We start from the raw sequence: 8,081 nt of genomic DNA, 5'->3' as shown, positions 1-8,081 counted from the left end.
AAAAAATTTGGCACTATCACAAACAAAACACACTGTTGAGTTCTCAAACAACACCCACACACCGTTGCTCTATGGCACTGTCGCCATGTAGCGTTCGGGGTGATCTCGCCGCTCCCTCTCGGAGGCAACTCCACCAGCTTAGCAGGCTCGCTCCCCGTTTCCAAAACCGGGGTTTTCCTCTGCCTCGCGGCTTCGCTGACTCTCTTCAGAGCAACTTCTCCAACTTAGCTGTCCGGCCTCACCGTGTCAAACCGGCGTGTCCTTCTCGCTTCTTCGGAGCCACCGCCCGTTCGCGCTCCCTGGCCTCTCGGCTCGGGCTCGCTCCCTGGCGGCTCCGATAAAGTTACACGCGGCCCAACGGAACACCAAATCGCCTGGTCAGCCGGAGATTTCGCGGATCGGCCCAGCGCGTCATCGATGCCAGCGCGTCATCGATGGGTGTCCACGCGGTCGATCCGCCCGCCGAGGGACCGCACCTTCTCCACGAAGTCCGGATACCCGCGATCGATGTGGAAGATCTCGCAGACCTCGGTCACGTCGTCGGCGCACATGCCGGCCAGCACCAGTCCTGCGCCGGCGCGGATGTCGCTGGCCCATACGGTGGCGGAGTCCAGGCGTTCGCGGCCACGGATCTTGGCGTGGTGGCCGTCGGTCTCCACGTCCACTCCCATCCGCACCATCTCCTCCACAAAGCGGAAGCGCGCCTCGAAGAGGTTCTCGGTGACCACGGAGAACCCGTCCGACACCGACGCCAGTGCGATGGCCATCGGCTGCAGATCCGTCGGGAAGCCCGGGAACGGCAGCGTGCGGACGTTCCTCGCGCGGGGGCGGCCCTCCTGCCTGACCCGGACCCAGTCGGGTCCGGTCTCCACCTGCGCGCCGGCTCCCCGCAGGATCTCCAGCACGACGTAGAGGTACATCGGGTCGATCCCGGTGACCGTGACGTCGCCCCGGGTCATGACCGCGCCCATCGCCCAGGTGGCCGCCACTATCCGGTCCCCGATCACCCGGTGGCTCACCGGATGAAGTTCGTCGACGCCCTCGATCGTGATGGTCTTGGACCCGGCGCCGCTGATCTTGGCCCCCATCTCCGTGAGCAGGTCGCAGATGTCCACGATCTCGGGCTCGCGGGCCGCGTTCAGCAGGGTCGACGTGCCCCGGGCCAGGACCGCGCCGAAGAGGAAGGTCTCGGTCGCCCCGACGGAGGGGAACTCGAGCTCGTACTGCGCGCCCGTGAGTTCCACCGCCTCGGCGACCAGCCGGCCGTGATCCATCCGGGTGGTGGCACCCAGCTCCTCGAGCGCCTCGCGGTGCCAGTTCAGCGGCCGGTCGCCGATCGCGTCCCCTCCCGGCATCGCCAACACGGCCCGGTGGTGACGGCCGACCAGCGGGCCGAGGATGCAGACCGAGGCGCGGAGTCGTTGCGCCGCCGTGTCGTCGGAGACATGACCGAGGTCAGCCGGGGTGTCGATCACCACGGTGTCACCGGTGATCTCCACGGTGCACCCGAGGTGTCGCAGGACGTCGGCCATCGCGGGGACGTCGGAGATGTCCGGGCAGTTGGTCAGTGTGGTGCGCCCCTCCGCCATCAGGGCCACCGCCATGAGCTTGAGGACGCTGTTCTTCGCGCCGGCGACGGAGACCTCGCCGACCAGACGTGTACCGCCGGTGACGAGGAAGCTCTCCTCGCGGGACGTGGGGTTTCCGCTCACGGGTCCACCCTAGGCGAGAACCGGGGACGACCCGGGCATCCGGTGCGCCGCGACCGCGTAGGTTGGCCCCATGGCTGTGCATCTGACGAAGATCTATACCCGGACCGGCGACGACGGCACCACGGGCTTGTCCGACTTCTCCCGGGTGGGCAAGAACGACGCCCGCCTGGCCGCCTACGCGGACTGCGACGAGGCGAACGCCGCGATCGGTGTCGCGATCACGTGCGGCGGGCTGGACGAGCGGGTGGCCTCGGTCCTGCGCGTGGTCCAGAACGACCTGTTCGACGCCGGCGCCGACCTCTCTACCCCGGAGGTGGCCGATCCCCCGTACCCACCGCTGCGCATCGAGCCGGCCTACATCGAGCGGCTCGAGACCTGGATCGACGAGTTCAACGCCGATCTCCCGGACCTGAACTCGTTCATCCTGCCGGGGGGGACCCCCGGCGGCGCGTACCTCCACGTGGCCCGCACCGTGACGCGACGCGCCGAGCGGGCGGCCTGGGCGGCCGTCGAGGCGCACCCGGACACCACGTCCCCGCTGCCGGCGAAGTACCTCAACAGGCTGTCGGACCTCCTGTTTGTCCTGGGCCGTGTGGCCAACCCGGACGGCGACGTGCTGTGGGTGCCGGGCGGGGAGCGCGGCTGATCCCCCCGCCGGTCACCGGAGCCGCGGGGCTCAGGGCAGGGCGCCCATGCGGCGGGCGGCGTTGACCGCCTCGAACCGGGTGTGCGCGTCGAGCTTGCGCATGACCGACCGCAGGTAGCTCTTGACGGTCTCCGCGCCGATACCCATGTCGGCCGCCGTCTCGATGTTGGTCTTGCCCTGCGCCACGCAGGCGAGGACGTCGAGCTCGCGCCGGGACAACCGCGCCGTCGGCATCTCGGGCGGTGGCGACACCATCTCGGCGCAGATGGTCTCGAGCTCCGCGCGCACCTCCGGGTCCTCGGTGCGGGAGGCCAACATCCGGAGCCTGGCGTGGGTCTCCCGCATCCGCTCGTTGGACAGGATGTCGTCCCAGCGGCCCTCGCCGACACCCGGCCCGACCGGGGCGGCGCCCCGGGCCGCGAGGGCGTCGTTGACCGCGATCTCCTGTTCGAGCGCGCGGGCGGTGGCCGCCATCTGGTTGAGCACCTTCTCCCCGAACCGGACGGAGGAGTGCACGCCCGCGTAGAGGACGGCGCGGACGTCCTTGCCCACGACCACCGGGATCGCGGCCATCGACCGAAGCCCCTCGGACAGGACCGGGAGGTCGTACTCGTGCGTGATCACCCCGGCCCGCGGATAGTCGGCCACACCGACCGGCTTCCCGGTGGCCATGACCCTGCCACCCACGCCGGCACCGTAGTGGACCGTGAGGTCCTTCATCGCCGAGGTCCGCATGCCCAGGGACTCCGACAGGACCAGCGTGTGTCCCTCGCCCACGACGCCGCCGATCGTCACGGGGATGCCAGTGGACTCGCGCAGCGCCGCGATCGCGCTGCGCACCGACGCCAGGTCGCGCCGGCGCCGCTGGGCCTCGCCCGCGGCCCCTCCGGGCGCGCCACGACCGGTATTCTCCTCGTCCACGAGGTCTCCTCCCTCGTCCGTGGCATACCCCCACCGCGAGCCGGGGAACTCCCCCCGCGAGTGCCACACGTCACCGTCGACATCGTCACTATACGCACGTGACCGGGGTGCCGCCGACCGGATACGCCGAGGTGGTTCGGAGTCGGCGGGGGTACACCGCGCGCTATCCGGCCCACGCCACGGTCAGGGCGTGAAAGCTGGATCGAATGCCTCGGGATCCTCGGGATCCGCCAGCATCGCGGCCGCCCCGGTGAGCGGGGTCGTGCGCTGCTCGTCGTAGATCCACTCCTCGACGTCGCTGGAGTCCGGGTCGCCGACCAGGTACGGGTGCAGGCCCAGGACCGCGGCCGTGTCGACCGGTTCGCCCGGGGTCCGCACGGCCTCGTCGAGGAAGTGCGCCACCTCATCGTCGTCGAGATCGACGCCGATCACCACCAACCCCACGGTGTCCTCTCCCCCGGCACCGACCGGCCGAGCGCGGAGTTCCAGCCGGCGCCCCACCAGCGCGACGTCGTACGGGCGCGGTCCGTCGGCGGTGGCCAGGGCGAGCATGCCCTTGGCGCGGTAGACGCCGGCCGGTGGGTCGGAGAGCGCGGCGAGGACCCGGCGGGGATGGAGGTCCCCCGCGGGCACCACCGTGATCGCGGAATAGGAGTCGTGGAGGTGGGAGTGGTCGTGCGGGGGCCCGCCGGCCGAAGGTCGGTGGGTAGCGGGGGTCGCGGGGGTCGCCGCATCCGGTTCCTCCCTCCCCAGGAGGAGCCCGGTGGGGACCGCGGCGCGGACGGCGGGCCACACCGCGACCCGCGGGGCGTGCGTGCGGATCGTCGCCCGCAGCTCGCCGAACCGTGCGCGCGAGACCAGGTCGCATTTGTTGACCACGACGAGGTCCGCCTCCGCCAGGTGCGCCGCCAGCCGCGGGTGCCGCTCCAGCGCGTCGTCGAGATTCTCGGCGTCCACCACCTGGACCATCCCCGCGTGCCGCACCACCTCGCGCGGGACGTCGTGGACCATGCGGGACAGGATCGCGGGCTCGGCCAGGCCGCTCGCCTCGATCACCGCCAGGTCGAGGCCGTGCTCGTCGCCGGAGAGCCGGGTGAGCGCCTCCCCGAGCTCGCCGGCCTCGACCTCGCAGCAGATGCACCCGTTGGACAGGGAGACCAGGGAGTCCACGCGGCCGGCGACCGCGGCCGCGTCCACGTCGATCTCGCCGAAGTCGTTGACGATCGCCGCGATGCGCAACCCCGGGGCGCCGGAGAGCAGGTGGTTGAGCAGGGTCGTCTTGCCCGCGCCGAGGTAGCCCGTGAGGACCAGCACCGGCAGCGGCTCGCCGGGGGCGCGGCGGTCGGACCGTCCGCCCCCGGCGAGGTGCGCGCGGGTGAGCTCGTGGCTCAGCGACGCCACTCGGGCCTGCGTTTCTCGGCGAACGCCGACATTCCCTCCGTCTGATCCTCGGTGGCGAACAACGCGTAGAAGGCGTTCTGCTCGGCGAGCAGCCCCTCCTCGAGGGTGGTCTCGAAGGAGCGGTTGACCGCCTGCTTCGCCGCGATGGCGGTGGTCTTGCTCATCGAGGCGATCTTCTCGGCGATCTTCATCGTCTCGTCGAGCAGCTCGGCGGCGGGGACGACGCGGGTGACCAGGCCGGAGCGCTCGGCCTCGGCGGCGTCCATCTGGCGGCCGGTCAGGCACAGGTCCATGGCCTTGGCCTTGCCCACGGCGCGGGTGAGTCGCTGCGAGCCGCCCATGCCCGGGATCACGCCGAGGGTGATCTCCGGCTGCCCGAACTTGGCGTTGTCACCGGCGATGATCATGTCGCACATCATGGCCAGCTCGCAGCCGCCGCCCAGCGCGAAGCCGGACACGGCCGCGATGATCGGGGTGCGCGCGGCGGTGAGGCGCTTCCAGTCGTGGAAGAAGCGCTCGAGGTAGATGCCCGGGTAGGTCTTGTCCTTCATCTCCTTGATGTCGGCGCCGGCCGCGAAGGCCTTCTCCGAGCCGGTGACGACGATGCACCCGACGCCGGGGTCGGAGTCCAGACCCTCGACCGCCTCGACGACCTCCTTCTCCATACCGCTGCTCAGCGCGTTGAGCGCCTTGGGGCGGTTGAGCGTGATCACCGCGACGCGGCCCGTCTGCTCCACCAGGATGTACTCGAACTGCTTCTCGGTCACGGACACAGCGTCTCCAGTCATGTCGGGTTACTTGGACTTCCTTGTAAAAGGTTCCGGGGCCGATGCTAGCCCGTCACCTGGCCAACGGTCCCCCGTTCCACAGCCCCGACCGTACGGTCTGGCCGTGCTCGACCGTCGCCGGACGCGCGTCGGGCACCACCGGCTCGTACCGGACCAGCGAACCCCAGTCGCGGGACCAGTCGTGCTCGAGGTAGGTGGGCACGGTCTCGCCGGACAGCAGCAGCTCGATGAAGCCGATCGGCCCACCCCCGTCCCACGCCTGCCAGGTGTTGGTGGAGCTCACCGCGAGCCCGCGGTCCGGGAGCACCCGGTACTCGGGCAGCTCGTGGACCCCCGCGAACTCGTCGAAGGGCCGCAGGCACGGCACATGGAACGCCACCGCCCAGTCCGGGAGCACCGGGCGCGAGTCCCCGACGAGCTCCTGCATGGTCACCAGCTCCGGCACGCGCGGCGGGGTGAACGCGATCCACCGCGACGGGTCCGGGTCGAGGTCACGCACCACGAGCCGGATCGCCGACGCGTCGGCGGGCAGCGTGTCCAGGGGGACGCGGAGGTTGCGCCACGACGGGGCCGGGCCGATGTCCACCGGCAGCACCGAGCCCGCCGGCCCGACCGGGTCGCCGGCGCCGGTCGCGTACTCCACGCGCACCGCGTCCGGCGCGAAGGACCCGGCCACCGCGATGGTGACGAGGGGATTCTCCCCGGTCCGCGCCGGGAGACGGTACCAGTCGGTCGTGGTCTCGGCGTTGAACTGCGTGCCGGTCTGGTAGCTGCCCAGGACCGGAACCCGCGCGGGGTCCAGCCCGAACGGCAGCGCGGCGTGGCTGCCGTTGATGCCCTCGCCCGCGCGCACGCCGCCCTCGGTGCCGGCGGTGGTCGCCGTGGAGTCGGAGTCCTCGCCCGTCCCCGGGGTGTCGGTGTCCACCGCCTGGGTCGCGGTGAGATCCGCCGGGATCCCGTCCGGGGCGAACCTGACGGGCTCCGCCCCCGCCCGGAGCTGGTCCCGGGGGTCGCCCATCGGGGCGAGCAGACCGGCGTTGGCGTCGGGCTCGGCGAGCACCGCGTCGGCGATGCCGCACGGCTCGCCGGACAGCGCCCGGAGGTTCTGCAGCCCCACGGAATACCCGGGGTACTGGTTGCGCACCGCGGCCGCCATGGACGCCACGATCACCACGACGACGAGGGCCGCCGCCAACCCGAGGGGCGCGTGCGCGACCGCCCGGAGCCGCCGGACCACCGGGCCGCGGTCCGCGACCGTGTGCTCCCGCCCCGCCTGCCGCAGGAACGGTTCCCGGTAGTGCAGGACGAGCGCGGCCAGCAGCGAGACGAGCATCAGGCCGAGGAACACCGACGAGAGCGTGATCCCCGCGATCGAGGGCTGGGCGCCTCCCCACGGGATGCCGTAGATCGAGATGTACCACCAGCCGTTGGTGGAGGTGAAGCTCAACGCCAGGACGAAGAACACGGCCGCGAGGAACAGCATCCGGTTGCGCAGCGAGCGCGTCGCGGCGGGGAGCACCGCCATGGTGGCCAGCGCGGCCAGGGCGGCCCCGATGGTCGCGAACGCCCCGAAGTGGTGGGTCCACTTGGTGGGGTTGAGCGCCATGAACGCGATGGAGATGGCGGCCAGTCCCACGATCCGGCGGGCGGGCCCCACGGCGACCCCGGGGATCCGACCCTTGCGGAACAGGATGGCGGCGCAGGTGATGAGGGACAGGAACATGGCCAGGACCGCGAAGCGGCGGGCGAGCGACCCGTCCGGCGTCGGGTTCATGAGCCACTCGTAGCGCCACACCTCCTCGAACCACCGGCCGGTGGGGCCCACGTCGCCGAGCAGGGCCGACGACTGCAGCGTGGTGACCAACGGTTGGTCGAGGAAGATCAGGTGCAGGACGCCCAGGCCCGCCGCGAGCAGCGGGGCCACCGTGGGGACCCATCCGTCCCGCCGGGCCCGGCGGATCACCAGGAGCAGCAGCGGCCGCGAGGCGGCGATGATCGCGGCCATGCAGAAGGTCCCCGTGGGCGCCGCGGACAGGGTGAGTCCGCCGATGATGAAGCCGGTGGCCGCGGGCAGCAGGCGCCCGGTCGCCAACGCGCGCTCGAGCGAGACCCAGGTGGCCAGGACCCCGAAGGCGACGATCGGCTCGGGACGCAGCCCGTTGTTGTAGGTGAGCCAGAACGCGAGGAACACCGCGGCGGTGCTCCACCGGACCGCCGACGAACGGCGGGCGGCGACCCCGAGCCGGGGGATGACCTCGCGGGAGAGCAGGATCCACGAGGCGATCCCGAGGAGCAGCGCCGGCAGGCGCAGCCACACGCTGCCCAACGTGATGGAGCTGATCGCGGTGTAGAGGTAGTACGGCATGCCGAACGGCGCGTAGGGGGCACCGTAATAGCGGAACACCTCAGGCATGTATCCGCTGGACACCGCCGCACGAGCCTCGGTGAGGATGTACCCGTCGTCCGCCGTGTTGGCACCGATGACGTGCCACACCAGGAGCGTGGCCACCACCCCGAGGTCGAGCGGCCGCGGCTTCCACCACCCCGTCGGCAACACCCGTCGCCCGGCACGGCCGTCCCGCAGGTCCAGCCGGTGCAGGGCGATCAGCGCGA

General features: G+C 71.4%; 6 protein-coding genes. 1 reads left to right on the top strand and 5 read right to left on the bottom strand.

What is annotated here, in order from left to right:
* Nucleotides 1–428 precede the first annotated feature (428 nt).
* Nucleotides 429–1,712, bottom strand: a complete 1,284-nt coding sequence (gene murA, locus Q0444_RS11890; RefSeq protein ID WP_291085913.1) for a UDP-N-acetylglucosamine 1-carboxyvinyltransferase — start codon at nucleotides 1,710–1,712, stop codon at nucleotides 429–431.
* A gap of 70 nt (nucleotides 1,713–1,782) precedes the next feature.
* Between murA and Q0444_RS11885 the strand changes: the two genes are divergently transcribed.
* Nucleotides 1,783–2,358: a cob(I)yrinic acid a,c-diamide adenosyltransferase gene (locus Q0444_RS11885; protein WP_291085911.1), complete on the top strand. Its 576-nt coding sequence runs from the start codon at nucleotides 1,783–1,785 to the stop codon at nucleotides 2,356–2,358.
* A 30-nt stretch (nucleotides 2,359–2,388) separates the two neighbouring features.
* Here the strand turns inward: Q0444_RS11885 and Q0444_RS11880 are convergent, their stop codons facing one another.
* From Q0444_RS11880 to Q0444_RS11865, 4 genes are all read right to left on the bottom strand, one after another.
* Nucleotides 2,389–3,279 (bottom strand): LuxR C-terminal-related transcriptional regulator, encoded by an 891-nt coding sequence (locus tag Q0444_RS11880; RefSeq protein WP_291085908.1) that lies wholly within the window; start codon nucleotides 3,277–3,279, stop codon nucleotides 2,389–2,391.
* Nucleotides 3,280–3,462: 183 nt separating this feature from the next.
* Complete coding sequence (locus Q0444_RS11875; RefSeq protein WP_299023319.1) at nucleotides 3,463–4,680, bottom strand: GTP-binding protein; 1,218 nt, start codon at nucleotides 4,678–4,680, stop codon at nucleotides 3,463–3,465.
* Nucleotides 4,668–5,468 (bottom strand): enoyl-CoA hydratase, encoded by an 801-nt coding sequence (locus Q0444_RS11870; protein WP_291085902.1) that lies wholly within the window; start codon nucleotides 5,466–5,468, stop codon nucleotides 4,668–4,670. Before Q0444_RS11870 ends, Q0444_RS11875 begins: the two co-directional genes overlap by 13 nt.
* A gap of 52 nt (nucleotides 5,469–5,520) precedes the next feature.
* Nucleotides 5,521–8,081: arabinosyltransferase (locus Q0444_RS11865; protein ID WP_299023318.1), on the bottom strand; the 2,561-nt coding region annotated here is incomplete at its 5' end.

It is taken from the genome of uncultured Dietzia sp., assembly GCF_937873725.1.
GTDB lineage: Bacteria > Actinomycetota > Actinomycetes > Mycobacteriales > Mycobacteriaceae > Dietzia.
The sequence above is the reverse complement of the archived record's forward strand: the minus strand, read 5'-3'. Positions and strand labels throughout refer to the sequence as shown.

Bases quoted from the DNA above. Each gene is read 5' to 3' on its own strand.
- Q0444_RS11870 (WP_291085902.1), bottom strand. From the start codon at position 5,468: ATGACTGGAGACGCTGTGTCCGTGACCGAGAAGCAGTTCGAGTACATC.
- Q0444_RS11885 (WP_291085911.1), top strand. From the start codon at position 1,783: ATGGCTGTGCATCTGACGAAGATCTATACCCGGACCGGCGACGACGGC.